Raw genomic sequence first — 13,032 nt, 5'->3', positions numbered from 1 at the left:
TTCACCAGCGTCGGCGCGAGTGCCCACATCCCGGCGAGCACACGCGGTTCACGCATCAAACAGCGTCTCGATGATCGGGCAATCCGGGATGTCGCCGCGCGCACACTCGGCGGCCATGTCCGACAGCGCCCGCTCCAGCTTCCTCAGATGTGTGATCTTCTGCCTGACGGCGGCGAGGTGTTTTATGGTCATCGCGTGCACGTCGCCGCAGCTGACGCCGTCCTGGTCGACCATCGTCAGCATGGCGCGGATTTCGTCGATGCTGAACCCAAGCTCGCGGCTGCGCTTAATGAACGCCAGCCGCTGCAGATGATCGTGCGAATACTGTCGGTTGCCGCCCGGCGTCCGGTCAGGCTTCGGCATCAGCGCGATGCGCTCGTAGTAGCGGATGGTTTCGATGTTGACGCCGATTTGCCGTGACATCGCGCCGATCGGGTAGCCTCGCTGGTTCGTGATCTTGTCCACCGAAAAGCCTCTTGCATCTGTAGCCGCTACAGACGCTAGGGCTCCGGACACGATGGATCAAGCGGAGCCACACACGTGACGGCTGGCACGAAGACAGAGCTGAAGCGCGACCTGGATCACGGCGCGACGGCGGCAACGGCGGGAGGCATCCTCGGCGCGCTCGCCATGACCTCCTGCTGCATTCTGCCGCTGGTTCTCGTCAGTTTCGGCGTGGGTGGCGTCTGGATCGCGCAGCTGACCGCGCTTTATGCCTACAAGTGGTACACCTTCGCCGTGGCCGCGGGCTTTATCGGCTACGGCTTTTATCGCCTCCACCGCGCGGAGAGCGGACGCTGCAAAGACGGCACGGTCTGCGCCCGTCCAGCCAATCGCCGGATCATGCGCTGGTCACTGTGGTCGGCGACCGTCGTGACCGGGGTTGCGATCCTCTTCCCCTACATCACGCCGTATGTCCTGTCCTTCTGAAAGGAGAGCTCCACGATGAGACGCCTATTGATCGCGCTCGCGACCGTTTTTGCCGCGACAGCCGCGTCGGCGGACGAGCGCACCGTCACCGTGGAGGTCACCGGTCTCACCTGCCCGTCGTGCCCATACATTGCCGCGGATGCCATCAAGGCGGTGGAAACGGCGCAGATCCTTGATGTCGACTACGATTCCGATGCAGAGCGCGCGCGCTATACGGTGACGTTCGACGACGATGTCGTCACAGCCGAAACGCTCGCCAAGGCCTCAGACGGATACGGATATCCGGGAAGGATCGTCGGAGATGACAACTCCTGATCGGGCGAAGGCGGCGCGGCTGCGCCAAAACGGGCTGATTGGCGCCGGCGTAGCGGCGATATGCTGTTTCACGCCGCTTCTGGTGATCGCACTCGCCGGGATCGGCCTGTCGGCGCTGATCGGCGGACTGGACTATGTCCTCTTCCCGCTGCTGTTCGGCGCGCTCGGGGTGGTCGCCTATGCGTCGTGGATGGAGCACGGCCGACCCGGCCGCTCGCCGGCGACGATCATCGCGGCAGCGGCGATCCTGGCGACGGCGGCGCTCTACTGGCTCGAGTTTCGCTATGCGCTGCGCCTTACAGCGGCAGCCGCGCTGGCGGTCGTCGCCTATTGGGTCTGGCTGCGACGCAACGCGGCCCCGACCGCCACCGAGAGCTGAGGGACCATCATGCGCGATTGCTGCACGGCTGAAGCTGGATCCTTCGACATTGCCGTTGTCGGCGCGGGCTCGGCGGGGTTCTCCGCCGCCATCACCGCCGCCGAGGAGGGCGCACGGGTCGCCCTCATCGGTCACGGGACCATCGGCGGCACCTGCGTCAATGTCGGCTGCGTGCCGTCCAAGGCGATGATCCGGGCGATGGAGGTGATGCACGCAGCCCCCGCCGCAGCCCGTTTCGACGGGATCGAAGCACAGGCCCGGATCACCGACTGGGGCGCGGTGATCCGCCAGAAACAGGCGCTGGTCGACGACCTGCGTGCGGCCAAGTACGTCGATGTCCTGCCGAACTACAACGGCATCGCTTACCTAGAGGGCGCAGCGGCGTTCGGCGAGGGCGGCGCTCTGGCGTTGAGCGGGGAGCGCGTGAGGGCGGGCAAGGTCATCATCGCCACCGGGTCGCGCCCCCATGTGCCGGCCATTCCCGGCCTGGAGGCCCTGCGCCACCATGACAGCACGTCGATTCTGACGCTCGAAGAGCTGCCGGGATCGCTGATCGTCATGGGCGGCGGCTATGTCGGCGCCGAGCTGGCGCAGATCTTCGCCCGGGCGGGCACGCACGTCACCATCGTGACGCGGCGCGGGCTGCTGCCCGAGGCCGAGCCGGAAATCGCCGCCGCTTTGACACGCGCCTTCGAGGACGAGGGGATCGGCGTTCGCACGGTCCGTCGCTATACCCGCGCCGCGCAAAGCGGCGACCGGATCGCATTGACGGTCGATGCGGGCTCGGGTGAGGAAACGCTGAAAGCCGACGAGCTCCTGCTCGCCACCGGCCGCGTGCCCAACACCGAACACCTCGCCCTTGCCCGCGCCGGCATCGCGACCGACTCGCGCGGCGGCATCGTCGTCGACGAGCGGATGCGCACCAGCTGTCCGGGCGTCTACGCCGCGGGTGACGTCACCGGGCGGGACCAGTTCGTCTACATGGCCGCCTATGGCGCCAAGCTGGCCGCCAAGAACGCGATGAACGGCGAGGGTCTCGCCTACGACAATTCCGCGATGCCCGCGGTGGTGTTCTGCGATCCGCAGGTGGCGAGCGTCGGCCTGACCGAAGCGCAGGCGAGAGCCGCGAGTCACGAGGTGCGCGCGTCCGTCCTGCCGCTCGAGCACGTGCCGCGGGCCCTTGCGGCGCGAGACACACGCGGGCTGATCAAGCTCGTGGCGGACGGCCCCAGCAAGCGTCTGCTCGGCGCGCACATCCTCGCTCCCGAAGGCGCGGACAGCATCCAGACCGCCGCCATGGCGCTGAAAGCGGGCATGACCTACGAGGATCTCGGCGCCACGATCTTCCCCTACCTCACGACCGTCGAAGGGCTGAAGCTGGCCGCGCAGACCTTCGAGCGGGACGTGACCCGGCTCAGCTGTTGCGCCGGCTGAAGACAAACAGCGAATGAGCAGCGCCCACGATCTCATCGTGATCGGCACAGGCAAGGCGGCGACCACGGTAGGCAGGAGGGCGCGCGCCTCCGGTCGCAGCGTGACGGTAGTCGATTTCCGTCCCTTCGGCGGAACCTGCGCGCTCCGGGGCTGTGATTATGATCCCAAGAAGATGATGATCGGCGGCGCCGGAGCTTTCACGCTCGCCGTCCGGCACGATCTGACCGCAGATCAGCTCTCGGACGCGATGTTCGCCCATCCAAGTGGCGCATCGGACATATCGTCGATGCTGTGAGACGACTCCGCTGCGTTCGGCGGGACTGACGCGGCCACCGCCTTGGCGGCCAGCGCTTCGTGATCCGCAACCCGCGGGGCGGTGCACAGAAGGGATGCCGCATGACCAACATGACAATCGGTCAAGCCGCACGCGCCGCCGGCGTGAACGTCGAGACGATCCGCTACTACGAGCGGCGGGGCCTGATAGCCCGGCCCCCGAGACCCGCCGACGGCGGATTTCGCCATTACTCGCCAAGCACGGTCCGCTGCATCCGCTTCATAAAGGATGCCCAGGGAATCGGTTTCTCGCTCGCTGAGATTTCGGAGCTGCTGTCCCTGAGGGTTCATCCCGACGCAACCTGCCGCGACGTCCGACGGCTGGCCGAGCAAAAGCGCGTCGAAGTGCACACGCGCCTCGAACAGCTCAAGCGGATTGCCGCCGTTCTCGACGAGCTGATCGAGGCCTGTCCGGGAGACGGGAACCTTGGCGCCTGCTCGACCTTGGAGGCGATCGAGCGCGACGCTTGATCCAAGAAGGTCCGCGACGCCCGTTGACTCCGTACCTTGGTACGGCGGCTAGGATGCGTTGGAATCAGCGGTCCGGGGAGATGCGCCATGAACAGAAGAAGTCGCAGAAGCAGGGTCTTCGCCACCACATTCGCCGCCGTCAGCCTCGCCGCAGCGCCTGCCGCGGCGCCGACCGGCACGATGGCCGCGGAACCAGAAATGAAGCCGATGATGGATATGTCGGGCGGCATGGATATGGCGGCGATCCCGCGTGTGCCACCGGTCTTCGGCTATGCAGCCGGCGAAGACATCCACTTCATCCACACGGAAGTTTCCGACGCCGAGATCGCCCGTGTGCTGACCGACATGATGAACTCACCTGTTCCGGCAGTGCCCTCGCTCGCTGAGGTTCCGGCCGACCTCCTCGCTAATGTCTATGTCTTCGAGAACGGCGCGAAGCCGGAAGGTCCTCGCGGACCGCTCGAGTTCCAGCCGGACGTCTTCGACCGACCGGCGGGTTCGGACGACTACACACCGCTCCGGCGCGTCGTACTGGTTCGCTGGCAGGAGGGCGCGAACGTTCGCATTCTGAAATCGGCCGAGGAGGTCCAACAAGCCCAGGACCAAGGCGACATCGCCCTCACTGACAGCGGCATCACCGTCAACATGCCGTTCCTCACCTGGCCGGGCGGCAAACGTTGAGCCACTGACAACCCGCGCGGTCCGGCATCGAACGCAAAAAGACTGAACCGCCGAATGACGACAGGACAGGAATGACGCGCTCTTCGCGCTGGCCGGGAAATCAAGGCGCTCACTCCCGCGTCGCGGTCGCTGTGCGGCGGGTTCTCACACGTTGGTTGCCCCCTGTTCTGGGCGGCGCCGTGGCGCTGGCGCTCGCTTTCTGGCTTTATCGCGACCTCGACCTCGGCCGCTTCCTGGAGGGGCTCGCCGAGGCGCAGGCAGGCTGGATCCTTATGCTCGCCGCCACGATCCTGCTGGAGCAGCTGCTGAACGGCTGGAAGTGGCGGCAGCTCCTGCACGATGTCAAACCGGTGCGGACCCTCAGGCTGACCGGCGCACTGCTCGCCGGCTACGGCGCCAATGTGCTGGTGCCACTTGGGATCAGCCCGCTCGTGCGCTCCTGGCTCGTCGCGCGGATGGAGGGGCTGAAGATGGGCACGGTGCTGACCACGACCATCATCGCCCGCTTCATCGACGGGGTGGTGTTTGCGCTCTTCGCCGGCCTGGTGGCGATGGCGGGGCAGCTTCCGCAGATCGGGGGCAACCTGGAACTGGGGCTCGCGGTCGCCGGTGCGCTGAACTTCGCGCTCTTCGGGACTCTTTTGTGGGCGATGTACCGCTTTCGAACCCTCTTCGCCAAAGAGGGCCCGCTGATCTGTCGCCTTTTCGACTTTGTGGCGAGGTGGTTCCGGGCGAACGGCGCCGCGCTGCGCGCAGCCCTGTGCGCGGGCGTCGTGTGGCCGCGATCGCGCCTCTATCGCTTCTATGTCATCCTCGGCGCGGTTGCGGCCAAGCTGGTTGCCGCCAGCCATTATCTCTGGGCGGGCCTTTCCGTCGGCGTCGTCCTCGCCCCGTTCGACTATCTCTTCCTGATGGTGTTCGCGGGATTCTCGCTGGTGCTGTCGCGCTTTGTGCGGGTGCCGGGCGGCTTCGTCATCGGCTCGGCGCTGGCCTTCGACCTTCTGGGCGTGCCCGAGGAGGACGCGCTCCTGATGATCCTGTTCAACTGGATGCTGTCGATCATCCTGGTGGTGGGCATCGGGCTGGTCGTGCTGTGGCAGTCAGGCATCGACATCCGACGTGCGCGGGCCGAGGCCGAAGCGGCCGATGTCAGCATCTGACGCGGCACGAGCCCACGCTCCCCGCGGCCGGTTCTGGCGCATCGCCGGCGGGGGCGCGGCGTTCCAGGCCGGAGCCGCGGCAATCGATTCCGCCACCGTCGTCGCCAGTCTTGTCTTCCAGCTCACCGGCAGCGCTTTCGCCGTGGGCTTTGCCAGCGCCGTGCTGCGGCTCGGCTGGCTCCTGCCGCAGCTCGTCGTCGGTTTCCTGGCCGAACGCGCGACCCGACGGATGCCCTTCTATGTGTTCGGCGCCTACGGTCGGACGATCTGCGCCAGTCTCATCGCGCTGACGCTGTGGCTCGGCGCCGGCTGGTCGGCAACGGCGCTCGCCGCGGCCTTCCTCATCCTTTGGACCCTTTACGCCTTTGTCAGCGGCGTGGTGGCGGTGCCCTACAACGACATCGTCGGCCGCTCGATACCTTCCGGGGCGCGCAGCCGGATGCTGGCCTGGCGGTTCTTCGGCGGCGGGGTCTTGGCGCTCGGGGTGGCCGCCTTCGTGCGCGGTACGCTCGACGTGCTGCCGAATCTTGAGGCCTACGCGCTGATCTTCGGCCTGGCGGCCCTCTTGCTGATGGTTTCTTCGACGCTCTTCGTCTCGGCCGGGGAGCCAGCAATGCCGCCGCGCCGGTCGGGGCGCGGGCCGCCGCGGGGCGTAGCGGACTTTATCCGCCGTGGATGGGAGGTGCTGTCGCAGGACTCGCGGTTTCGGCTCTTCCTCTACTCCCAGTGGCTCGGCGGCGCGACGCTGATGGCGCTCCCGTTCTACGTCGTCGCGGCGAATTGGAGCGGCATCACGGCGGCCGACGTGGGCCTGCTCCTCGGCGCGCAGACCGCCGGCGCGCTGGCCTCCAACCCGCTCTGGGGCAAGCTTGGTGACAGCGCCGGCAAGCTCAGGATGCTCCAGGCGGTCGCGCTGGTGCGGATGCTGCCGCCCATGCTGGTGCTGTTCCTGCTGGGATCGGATGCGGGGATCTCCGGCTACATGGCGCTCTTCGGAATGATCGGCGCGATGATGAACGGCGTCACCATCGGCTATCTGGGCTACCTGATGGAGATCTCGCCCGACGATCGGCGGCCCGCCTATTCGGCCTATTTCAACGCCATGGCCTCGCCCGCAGCGCTTCTGCCTCTGCTTGGCGCGGGTCTCGCCTCGCTGATCTCGCTTCCCGCGGTCTTCGTCGCCGCAATCGTCGCTGCGGTGCTGCAGCTTCTTCTGCTGCTGCGCATCGCGCGCCTCGCGCCGGAAGAGTTGCAATGATGATCGTGCTGCGCCGGTTCCTGAAGCGCCTGTGGCTGCCGGTCATCCTGCGCGTCTGGCCGCTGGCCCGGCTCTGGTACTGGTGCTGGGGGCTGCGGCTCGATGGCCACCCCGCGGACAAAGTCTGGTACTTCGCCTTCGGTGCCAACATGAACGACAGCGTTTTCCTGGGCCGCAGGCGCATGAAGCCTCTGGAGTGGCGGGTGGGACGGGCTCCGGGATATCGGCTTCGCTTCAACCTGCACGGCCGTCCCCGCGGGAAATCCGCTCCGGCCAACATCGCGCCGGACCCCGAAGAGGAAGTCTGGGGCGTGCTCTACCGCATGACCCGCCGCGACATGGTCCGGCTGCATTCGACTGAGGGCGTTCCGGGCTGGCGCTACTATCCCGTCTGGCTCGACGTGGCCGACCGCGACGGCAACCCACTGCGCGCCTTCAGTCTTATCGCCGACGGGCTCCCCGAGGACGGCAATCCTTCGCTGCGCTACATCAGCCTGATCCGCGAGGGCGCCATCCAGCACGACCTGCCTGACCATTGGCTCGATAAACTCAACGCCGTACGGCACGCCGAGACCGCCCACTGAGCGAGCGCGGGCGGTCGAATTGAGCCGTACCGCAGGTTGCAGGCCGAATCGCCGGCTCAGCGCTTAAGCACTTTCTTGCGCCGCTCGAACTCCTCTTCGTCGATTTCACCTGACGCGAAGCGCTCACGCAGAGTGTCCACCGCATCGGGTTTCCCGCGGCTGGCTCCGCTCCGATCGTTCGTGAGCCATTTCACTGCCAGAACGATCAGCGCGATGATGAGCCCCCAGAACACGACCATCATCAGTCCACCGATCATTCCGTACCCCCCTCCCCACATCATGTGATCAAATCTCCCTTGCGAGTCTGCCGGTTGATCCGCCACGGCGACCAGCGGGACCGTGACGATCGGAAGTGCTGCCAGGACCGATCTCAACATGCTTCCTCTCCCTTTCTTTCGCTGACGAATGACCGGGCGGCGCGCCGGCCAAAGGCACGACAAGGGTCGCCGCAAGCCCGCCTTCCGGCCGGTTGGCCAGATGGATTTCACCGCCATGCGCCCGGACGATGGAGCGGGCGATGGACAGGCCCAGCCCATGTCCCCCGGTCTCGAGCGAGCGCGAGCCTTCGAGCCGGAAGAATGGATCGAAGACTTCGCCGAGCTTGTCGGGCGGGATGCCGGGCCCGCGGTCGACAATTTCGATGACGAGGCTGTCGCCTTCGGAGCGCCATCCGATCTGCGCGCTGCCGCCGTAGCGGTTGGCGTTCTCGGCCACGTTGCGAACCGCGCGGCGGAACGAGACGGGTCGCACGCGAACCTTCATGCTGGGACCACCGCGCAGCTCGAACGGCTGAACCATGTCCGTCGCGAGGTCTTGGAGGAACGCGCCGATTTCGACGGTCTGCGGCTCTTCGGCGCCGGTCAGATCCTCGGCGAAGTTCAGCGTGGCCTCGGCCATCGTCTGCATTTCCTCGATGGACTCGATCAGGCTTTCGCGGGTCTCCTCGTCATCGACCATCTCGACCCGGACACGCAGCGCGGTGAGCGGTGAGCGCAAATCGTGGCCTACGGCGGCGAGAACCCGCGTGCGGTCGGCGACGAAACGGGTCAGACGATCCTGCATCTGGTTGAACGCCCGCGTCAGATCCTCCACCTCGGCCGGCCCGACGACGGGCAGGGGCACCGCGTCCTCGCCGCGCCCCAGCCGCTCGGCCGCGCCGGCCAGCCGCCGCAGCGGCCCGATGAGGCGGGTGACAAGAAACCAGCAGGCGGTGACGAGGATGAGCGCCGCCGTCAGCGCGAAGGAGACTGTCGAGAAAACAGGCCATTGCAGCGGCGGCCGCTCGAACCGCGTATCGACGTTCAGCCACTCTCCGCCGGCGAGCGCGATGGAGAGCGTCATCTCCACCGCGCCCATCGCGCCCCCCATCATGGAGCGGTGCATGTCCGCCATCGGGCGCGACAGGTGCGGCAACGGCATGACCGGGGTCTCGACGTCGCGGAGTTGGACGCGGATATCGCGACTGGAGCGGTCCCCGAGAAGCGCGCGCACCCGCGCCTCGATCGGTATCGCGTGATGATGATCGGTCTCGCTCACAGCCGGAGCGTGCGACAGCTCGAACCTGACGAGCGGCGAATCCGCTGCCCGCAGAATGGAGGCGCGAAGGTCCGGCGGGGCCTCCTCCAGAAGCCGCGCGACGTTGGCCGCCCGTGCGGCAGCCTCGAAGCCGAGCGCGGCCCGGATGGCGAGGCTGCGCTCGTCGACGAAAAGCCACAGGCTGATGGCCTGCGCCACGACGAGCGCACCGATGATCAGGACGATCAGTTGCGCTCTCAGGCTTCGCAAGGGCCGCCTCATTCCAGCACCTCGACGTCCGCCGACAGGCGGTAGCCGCCATTTCGGACCGTTTTGATGATCCGCGGGCGAAGCGGATCGGGCTCGATCTTGCGCCGCAGGCGGCTGATTTGATTGTCTATCGTCCGGTCCATCGGCCCGGCTGCGCGCCTGGATGTGAGATCAAGAAGCTGATCGCGGCTAAGGATTTTTCGCGGGCGCTCGAGTAGGACGCTCAGCAGTCGAAAATCAGCGGTGGTCAGGGGGATGCGGCCGACTTGAGGCCCCTCGACGACATGCGTGTCGGTATCAAGAACAAGCCCGGCGAAGCGGACGCGCTTTCCGGCCAAACCGCCGGCGTGGTTCTCTGCGGCAGGCGCCCGTCGCAGAACCGCCTTGATGCGGGCCAGCAGCTCGCGGGGGCTGAAGGGTTTTGGCAGATAGTCGTCCGCCCCGATCTCGAGCCCGACGATCCGGTCGGTCTCCTGCCCCAGCGCTGTCAGCATGAGGATCGGCAAGGTGCGTTCCGCAGACAGCCGCTGGCAAACCGAGAGTCCGTCCTCGCCGGGCATCATCACGTCGAGCACGAGAAGGTCGTAGTGGCCGGTGGCGAGGCAAGCATCCATTTCGACGGCATCCTTCGCCGTCGTCGCGCGCATGCCGTTCTTCTCCAGGTAACGCGCGACCGATTCGCGGATCTGGCGATGATCGTCGACGACGAGAATGTGCGGGCTGTCTGCCATAGCGCATCCTGTTTACCCAAGCCGGCACTGCGCGGTCAGCGCCCGGTGTGTCACCGTTTGTATCAGAGCGCGCGCCTGCGACATGCGGATACAAATCCGTCCATGACGCCGGTTCCGTTTTGATGTGAGAGCCAGACATAAGGCCCTGCAATGCAAAACGGAGGATCACACGATGGCGTTGCGTAAACAGATCGCGATTTCGGCAGTGGCGGTTGCGCTGACTGCAGGTGGCGCCCTTGCTGACAGCGGGCACCATCAGGGCGGCGCCCGCAGCCCCGGCGCGGGTGCCGGGCACGACATGATGGCGAAGATGATGCGCATGCACCGCATGATGGGTGCGGAAGGTGCGATGCCCGGCATGGGAATGATGGGACAGGGTGCGCCCATGATGGGCGGTATGCGGGGTATGGCCGGCATGGGAATGATGGAACAGCGTGCGCCCATGATGGGCGGCATGCGGGGTATGGCCGGCATGGGCATGATGGCCGACCTCGACGCGGACGGGGACGGGGACGGCACCGTCACACCCGAGGAGGCGCGCACGGCCCTCAGCGCCCTCCTTACCGAATACGACGCAGACGGCGACGGAACGCTCTCGCTCGACGAGTTCGAGACCCTGCACAGCGCACGCATCCGCGAAACCATGGTTGATCGCTTCCAGCATCTCGACGCGGACGGCGATGGCGCGGTGACGGACGAAGAGATGCAGGCCGCGGCGCGACAGATGCAACGCATGCAGGCCGTGAGGACGCGCATGCAGGCGATGCGCTCGCGAATGATGGACGACGGCGGCGACGGGCCTGGCGAGATGACGCCGGACGAGGGCCGCATGATGGACGGATCAAATCCGCAGTCGGAGGGTCAGCAGAGCAACTGACCCGCCCCGCCGCAGTACGCACACGACCGGGCCGGAGCGACCCTGCGGCCCGGCAACCATTTCGCACGCAGAGGAGCTTTGTTGCGATGCAATACACGCATGACCGCCTGCTGGCCGACACGAGCCTTGAGGACGCGGACGGGCGCGTTCGCGAGGCGCTCAAGGCCGAGGGCTTCGGCGTCCTGACCGAGATCGACGTCAAGGCCACGATGAAACAGAAGATCGACGAAGACATGGACGGCTACCTGATCCTCGGCGCCTGCAACGCGAAGATGGCGTGGAAGGCGATGGAGTTGGAGCCGCGCATCGGCGCCATGCTCCCCTGCAACGTGATTCTGCGCAGCGTGAATGGCGGCACCGAGGTGAGTGCTATCGATCCGGTGGCTTCGATGTCCGCTGTGAACAATGCCGAACTGCACGAGGTCGCGGGACAAGTCCGCGACAGGCTCGCGCGGGCGTTGGATGCGGCCTAGGCGCCGCGATGCGCCGCGGCGCCACCGAGCGGCTTTCTCCTCGGTTTTGCCATGGCAGCCGCGTTCGGAACGGCACATCCAGTGAGCTTCAGTGCGGACGGCGGGAACCCGAACGATGCCCCAAACACTCGTGGAAAGCGCCGACGCTCGAGTCTCGCAGCATCGCTTCTCGCGGCTGTTGTCGCGGCGATTGCAATGGCGTTTCTCCTTGATCGGGTTCCCGTGGATCTCGACCTTAGCCAGATCGAGATATGGATCGAACAAGCCGGCGCTTGGGGCCCGCTGGCAATCATCGCGCTGATGACCGCCGCCGTGGTAGCGAGCCCCATTCCGAGCGCACCCATCGCGCTGGCGTCAGGCGCGGCCTATGGGCACTACGCTGGCACCGCCTACGTCGCGGTCGGGTCCGAACTCGGCGCGCTCGCCGCGTTCCTGATCGCGCGCGGCGTTGGCCGGGGCGCGATCGAGCGCTGGCTTGGCGACAAGGCCGCCTACGGGTTGCTGGGTTCGCAAAATGCGCTGACGCTGAGCGTGTTCATCAGCCGCCTTCTGCCCTTCGTCTCCTTCGACGCCATGAGCTATGCCGCCGGACTGAGCCGCCTGCATTTCTGGCGCTTCGCGCTGGCCACGATGGCCGGCATCCTGCCGGCGAGCTTCGTGCTGGCGCATTTCGGAAGCGCCGCCATGGATGGCGATTTCGACAGCGCGGAGTGGATCGCGCTCGGCCTCGGGCTCGCGACGGCAATACCGCTGCTCGTCGTCGCGCTACGAGGAGGAAGGAAGAAGGCCAGGGAGGCTACCGACGATGGCTGATTCCGCGCCACTGCGATGGCGTGCGCTGCGGCGCTTGATGCGGTGGGTCGTTTGGCGGACGGCCCGCAGGCATCTGATCCACCGGGAAATCCGGCTGACATCCGGTGACCGTGTCCGCTGGCTCGACGCCGAATCCGATGAATTCCGCACCGCGCTGACCGACGAGATCGCATCGCTCCACCGGGCGGGGTTCCCGGCGGCGGAACTGTCGGGCGGCAGCCCTCTCATCGCTGAACTCGCGGTCGTAACCGTTGCCGCCGACAGGGCCCTGCGAAGAAAGGGCGTCGCCGCAAGCTGCAGCCGCGCGCTCGTCGCCGATATGGGATGGGACCTGTACCGGCGGATGCTGCTTTCGACCTCCCTTCCGTTCCGCCTGATCACCCGCGATCCGGCACGGCGCTTGCGGTGGACCCTTAACACCTTGTTGGTCTTTCCTTTTCGCCCCGTGGGTGCGCCCGGCTACGAGGCCGAAATCGTTCGCGATGCGGCACAGGTGCGCACGCACTTCACGCATTGTCCGCCGCAAAGCCTCGCCCGAGCGGTGTCAGAGCGGAACCGAGACCCGGAGGTGCTGGAGGCGTTCCGGCAAAGCTGGTGCCTCTACGACTGGCCCGGCGCCGATCTCATCGCCGGTGACGGGCGGCGCGGGCACTATGGCCGCGAGCGCACTCTCTCGGCCGGCGACCCGGTCTGCGACATGTGCTGGGCGGCCCGCGCCACAGGCGAGCCGCAGCATTCCCGCGCCGGCGCCTGCGAAACGGAAAGGGCAGAATGACAAAGGAAGAGTACAAGCAGAACAGCCTCAGTC

General features: G+C 66.7%; 18 protein-coding genes. 14 read left to right on the top strand and 4 right to left on the bottom strand.

The annotated features are described in order from the left end of the window. Window positions 1–48: 48 nt before the first annotated feature. Window positions 49–465, bottom strand: coding sequence for a helix-turn-helix domain-containing protein (locus RDV64_RS08645; RefSeq protein ID WP_309198871.1), 417 nt, complete (start codon window positions 463–465; stop codon window positions 49–51). 75 nt (window positions 466–540) lie between these two features. Here RDV64_RS08645 and RDV64_RS08640 point away from each other — a divergent pair, with 75 nt between their 5' ends. From RDV64_RS08640 to RDV64_RS08595, 10 genes are all read left to right on the top strand, one after another. After that, complete coding sequence (locus tag RDV64_RS08640) at window positions 541–930, top strand: mercuric transporter MerT family protein (protein ID WP_309198870.1); 390 nt, start codon at window positions 541–543, stop codon at window positions 928–930. A 15-nt stretch (window positions 931–945) separates the two neighbouring features. Continuing rightward, entirely contained in the window at window positions 946–1,245 is a 300-nt protein-coding gene (locus RDV64_RS08635; RefSeq protein ID WP_309198869.1) for a mercuric transport protein periplasmic component, read from the top strand. Then, on the top strand, window positions 1,232–1,624 hold the full coding sequence (gene merF, locus RDV64_RS08630; RefSeq protein WP_309198868.1) for a mercury resistance system transport protein MerF: 393 nt from the start codon (window positions 1,232–1,234) through the stop codon (window positions 1,622–1,624). The genes RDV64_RS08635 and merF overlap by 14 nt, the downstream gene beginning before the upstream one ends. 9 nt (window positions 1,625–1,633) lie before the next feature. Further along, on the top strand, window positions 1,634–3,058 hold the full coding sequence (gene merA / locus RDV64_RS08625) for a mercury(II) reductase (protein WP_309198867.1): 1,425 nt from the start codon (window positions 1,634–1,636) through the stop codon (window positions 3,056–3,058). 13 nt (window positions 3,059–3,071) lie between these two features. After that, window positions 3,072–3,353 (top strand): hypothetical protein, encoded by a 282-nt coding sequence (locus tag RDV64_RS08620; RefSeq protein WP_309198866.1) that lies wholly within the window; start codon window positions 3,072–3,074, stop codon window positions 3,351–3,353. A 101-nt stretch (window positions 3,354–3,454) separates the two neighbouring features. Further along, the gene (locus RDV64_RS08615) at window positions 3,455–3,862 is read left to right on the top strand and encodes a MerR family transcriptional regulator (RefSeq protein ID WP_309198865.1); all 408 of its coding nucleotides are present in this window, start codon (window positions 3,455–3,457) and stop codon (window positions 3,860–3,862) included. Window positions 3,863–3,949: 87 nt separating this feature from the next. After that, window positions 3,950–4,543 carry a hypothetical protein gene (locus RDV64_RS08610; protein ID WP_309198864.1) on the top strand — a complete coding sequence of 198 codons (594 nt, stop codon included), beginning with the start codon at window positions 3,950–3,952 and terminating at the stop codon, window positions 4,541–4,543. A 71-nt stretch (window positions 4,544–4,614) separates the two neighbouring features. After that, the gene (locus tag RDV64_RS08605) at window positions 4,615–5,703 is read left to right on the top strand and encodes a lysylphosphatidylglycerol synthase transmembrane domain-containing protein (RefSeq protein WP_309198863.1); all 1,089 of its coding nucleotides are present in this window, start codon (window positions 4,615–4,617) and stop codon (window positions 5,701–5,703) included. Next, window positions 5,663–6,961, top strand: coding sequence for an MFS transporter (locus RDV64_RS08600; protein WP_309198862.1), 1,299 nt, complete (start codon window positions 5,663–5,665; stop codon window positions 6,959–6,961). The genes RDV64_RS08605 and RDV64_RS08600 overlap by 41 nt, the downstream gene beginning before the upstream one ends. Continuing rightward, window positions 6,958–7,545 (top strand): gamma-glutamylcyclotransferase family protein, encoded by a 588-nt coding sequence (locus RDV64_RS08595; RefSeq protein WP_309198861.1) that lies wholly within the window; start codon window positions 6,958–6,960, stop codon window positions 7,543–7,545. The genes RDV64_RS08600 and RDV64_RS08595 overlap by 4 nt, the downstream gene beginning before the upstream one ends. Before the next feature lie 56 nt (window positions 7,546–7,601). Here RDV64_RS08595 and RDV64_RS08590 read toward each other — a convergent pair whose 3' ends face one another. From RDV64_RS08590 to RDV64_RS08580, 3 genes are read right to left on the bottom strand one after another with little or no spacing between them, the layout of a single operon-like run. Beyond that, the gene (locus RDV64_RS08590) at window positions 7,602–7,802 is read right to left on the bottom strand and encodes an SHOCT domain-containing protein (protein WP_309198860.1); all 201 of its coding nucleotides are present in this window, start codon (window positions 7,800–7,802) and stop codon (window positions 7,602–7,604) included. Window positions 7,803–7,830: 28 nt separating this feature from the next. Beyond that, on the bottom strand, window positions 7,831–9,342 hold the full coding sequence (locus tag RDV64_RS08585; protein WP_309198859.1) for an ATP-binding protein: 1,512 nt from the start codon (window positions 9,340–9,342) through the stop codon (window positions 7,831–7,833). After that, complete coding sequence (locus tag RDV64_RS08580; RefSeq protein ID WP_309198858.1) at window positions 9,339–10,061, bottom strand: response regulator; 723 nt, start codon at window positions 10,059–10,061, stop codon at window positions 9,339–9,341. The genes RDV64_RS08585 and RDV64_RS08580 overlap by 4 nt, the downstream gene beginning before the upstream one ends. Before the next feature lie 172 nt (window positions 10,062–10,233). On the opposite strand from RDV64_RS08580, the gene RDV64_RS08575 reads away from it, so the two are divergent. The 4 genes from RDV64_RS08575 (at window position 10,234) to RDV64_RS08560 (ending at window position 12,999) form a co-directional block, all read left to right on the top strand. Then, window positions 10,234–10,938 carry a calcium-binding protein gene (locus tag RDV64_RS08575; protein ID WP_309198857.1) on the top strand — a complete coding sequence of 235 codons (705 nt, stop codon included), beginning with the start codon at window positions 10,234–10,236 and terminating at the stop codon, window positions 10,936–10,938. A gap of 86 nt (window positions 10,939–11,024) precedes the next feature. Further along, window positions 11,025–11,411 carry a DUF302 domain-containing protein gene (locus tag RDV64_RS08570; RefSeq protein ID WP_309198856.1) on the top strand — a complete coding sequence of 129 codons (387 nt, stop codon included), beginning with the start codon at window positions 11,025–11,027 and terminating at the stop codon, window positions 11,409–11,411. Window positions 11,412–11,606: 195 nt separating this feature from the next. Then, window positions 11,607–12,224, top strand: a complete 618-nt coding sequence (locus RDV64_RS08565; protein ID WP_309198855.1) for a TVP38/TMEM64 family protein — start codon at window positions 11,607–11,609, stop codon at window positions 12,222–12,224. Beyond that, the gene (locus RDV64_RS08560) at window positions 12,217–12,999 is read left to right on the top strand and encodes a hypothetical protein (protein ID WP_309198854.1); all 783 of its coding nucleotides are present in this window, start codon (window positions 12,217–12,219) and stop codon (window positions 12,997–12,999) included. The genes RDV64_RS08565 and RDV64_RS08560 overlap by 8 nt, the downstream gene beginning before the upstream one ends. Window positions 13,000–13,032 lie beyond the last annotated feature (33 nt).

The sequence above is a fragment of the Acuticoccus sp. MNP-M23 genome, assembly GCF_031195445.1.
Lineage (GTDB): Bacteria > Pseudomonadota > Alphaproteobacteria > Rhizobiales > Amorphaceae > Acuticoccus.
The sequence above is the reverse complement of the archived record's forward strand: the minus strand, read 5'-3'. Positions and strand labels throughout refer to the sequence as shown.

Coding starts and splice junctions, on each gene's coding strand:
- RDV64_RS08615 (WP_309198865.1), top strand. CDS start 3,455: ATGACCAACATGACAATCGGTCAAGCCGCACGCGCCGCCGGCGTGAAC.
- merA (WP_309198867.1), top strand. CDS start 1,634: ATGCGCGATTGCTGCACGGCTGAAGCTGGATCCTTCGACATTGCCGTT.
- RDV64_RS08595 (WP_309198861.1), top strand. CDS start 6,958: ATGATGATCGTGCTGCGCCGGTTCCTGAAGCGCCTGTGGCTGCCGGTC.
- RDV64_RS08585 (WP_309198859.1), bottom strand. CDS start 9,342: ATGAGGCGGCCCTTGCGAAGCCTGAGAGCGCAACTGATCGTCCTGATC.
- RDV64_RS08605 (WP_309198863.1), top strand. CDS start 4,615: ATGACGCGCTCTTCGCGCTGGCCGGGAAATCAAGGCGCTCACTCCCGC.
- RDV64_RS08575 (WP_309198857.1), top strand. CDS start 10,234: ATGGCGTTGCGTAAACAGATCGCGATTTCGGCAGTGGCGGTTGCGCTG.
- RDV64_RS08565 (WP_309198855.1), top strand. CDS start 11,607: ATGGCGTTTCTCCTTGATCGGGTTCCCGTGGATCTCGACCTTAGCCAG.
- merF (WP_309198868.1), top strand. CDS start 1,232: ATGACAACTCCTGATCGGGCGAAGGCGGCGCGGCTGCGCCAAAACGGG.
- RDV64_RS08580 (WP_309198858.1), bottom strand. CDS start 10,061: ATGGCAGACAGCCCGCACATTCTCGTCGTCGACGATCATCGCCAGATC.
- RDV64_RS08610 (WP_309198864.1), top strand. CDS start 3,950: ATGAACAGAAGAAGTCGCAGAAGCAGGGTCTTCGCCACCACATTCGCC.
- RDV64_RS08570 (WP_309198856.1), top strand. CDS start 11,025: ATGCAATACACGCATGACCGCCTGCTGGCCGACACGAGCCTTGAGGAC.
- RDV64_RS08620 (WP_309198866.1), top strand. CDS start 3,072: ATGAGCAGCGCCCACGATCTCATCGTGATCGGCACAGGCAAGGCGGCG.
- RDV64_RS08560 (WP_309198854.1), top strand. CDS start 12,217: ATGGCTGATTCCGCGCCACTGCGATGGCGTGCGCTGCGGCGCTTGATG.
- RDV64_RS08590 (WP_309198860.1), bottom strand. CDS start 7,802: ATGATCGGTGGACTGATGATGGTCGTGTTCTGGGGGCTCATCATCGCG.
- RDV64_RS08635 (WP_309198869.1), top strand. CDS start 946: ATGAGACGCCTATTGATCGCGCTCGCGACCGTTTTTGCCGCGACAGCC.